The following is a 1,896-nucleotide window of genomic DNA, read 5'->3' as shown; positions in this document are numbered from 1 at the left end:
GGACTTGAGCTTTTTAATTATTTATTCAACTTACCGCAAAAAATTATACACTTAGAAAGTCAAGGTAAATTCAGTATTTTCTCCGACTTTACGCAAACTAAGTGCCCCAGTGCCATCAGCAGTCGTAATATATACTGGTGAAGCTGTTGCATCCCCCACATTAATTTGACCTGCACCCTGTCTTCTAGGTGAAACTGGTGTAGTATACCCATTCTGAGTCTGTGGATTAGCCGTATTCATTAACAATGCTTTAACTGCCTTAACTAACTCTGCACCTTTTAGTTCAGGATTAGTTTTAGCTAGTCGTTCTTTAACTAAAGCCGCTGCTCCTGCAGCAAATGGACCAGCCATTGAAGTCCCACTCATCTTAGTATATTGGTTATCATTTGCTAAAGAAGTCACATCAGATCCTGGAGCTGAAATATCCGGCTTTAAGGTAAAATCAGGCAATGGTCCCCATGAACTGAAAGAAGCCATGTCACTGTCTTTACCTGTATCAGAAGTTTCAGCAGCTACAGTAATTGCATTGCGTGATGCACCCGGATCAGCAACAGTACTTGAACTAAATGGTTCATAATTACCAGCATTTCCTCCTGATTGATAATCTGAATCAGTAATATGACTAGTATTATCAACAGAAGCTGCATTCCCATTATTTGATGCTGAAATCGAAACAATTACACCGTGATCAACTGCATATTGAACTGCTTTTTGATCAGCCACTCCCAAATCAGCAGCAGCTACACCACCACCAAGAGACATTTGAATTACATCAGCACCTAGATTAACGGCATCAACAATTTGTTTAGCTAAATCAAGTGATGTTCCATCGGCACTGAAGACCCGCAACTGTAATAATTGAGCTTCCGGTGCTACCCCAACTACGTATTCTTTGTCACCATCTGGTTGACCATCAGCTGCAATAATCCCTGAAACGTGTTGACCATGAGGCTCATCAGCTTCGGGCTTTATATCATCTTCACTGTTATCAACATAGTTATGCACAAACGGAAACTTTTCATTCACATAACGACCATATCCTAACTTAGCAATCATTTCCTTCATTTGATCAGCTGTTAACTTAGGATCTTTAGGCATAGTTTGAAAATCTTTATGGCTAGTATCAACACCACTATCAATTACGGCAACTACTGTGTGCTCACCCTTGTATCCTTGATCCCAGGCACTTTGAACATTACCTTTTACATGATCTTGATCATTAGCTGGTGGCGTTACTTGATTTTGAGAATTGGTAGCAGGTTGAGCATCAGCTTGAGTACTATTATCTTGAGCTGAATTTACTGAAGTAGTTTGAGTTTGAGCGTTAGCCTTTTCAACCTGACCATTTTCACTTGTTTGTGCAGAAATTGTGGTATTTTCTTGTTGCTTTGACTCAAGCGTATCATCCTCAGCTGTACCAGCTGACTTAGCTAAGTCACTTTGTTGTTTCGCCTGAAAATCTGCAATATTGGTCTGTTTTTCACTGCTTGACACTTGTTTTGCAGCATTACTATTTTCTGCAGCTTGAACTTGACCATTAGGTGAAAAAATAAATACTGAACCAGAGGCTAATGTCAAAATAGCAGCAGTTGCCCACTTTTTTCTTAAACCAACTAAGCCACTACTATGTTTACGTGCTTGAACTAATTCAAGTCTTTTCTTAGTACAAAATACGTACGAATAATCTCGATTATCAAAGTTTTTCTGATTCATATATTTTCCTCCTTGTGGATAAAACTTGTTGTTCAATCTATCTCACTTTCAAGTTATGAAAAATAATATCACGATTATAATTTACTTACAATATATTTTTAATTTTATAACATGGTTTTTAAATTATCGAAACTGTCAAATCTTTTGTGTAAATAGATCTTTCTCGTAAATTGATTTTTTAAT

At 37.6% G+C, this 1,896-nt stretch carries 1 pseudogene; it reads right to left on the bottom strand.

Annotated elements, in window-relative coordinates:
* Positions 1–54 precede the first annotated feature (54 nt).
* Positions 55–1,713: pseudogene (locus CP366_RS10285) on the bottom strand (S8 family serine peptidase); the annotation flags it as partial.
* Positions 1,714–1,896: the final 183 nt, after the last annotated feature.

Source organism: Lactobacillus sp. UMNPBX15 (assembly GCF_002553785.1).
In the GTDB taxonomy this organism is placed as follows: domain Bacteria; phylum Bacillota; class Bacilli; order Lactobacillales; family Lactobacillaceae; genus Lactobacillus; species Lactobacillus crispatus.
The sequence above is the reverse complement of the archived record's forward strand: the minus strand, read 5'-3'. Positions and strand labels throughout refer to the sequence as shown.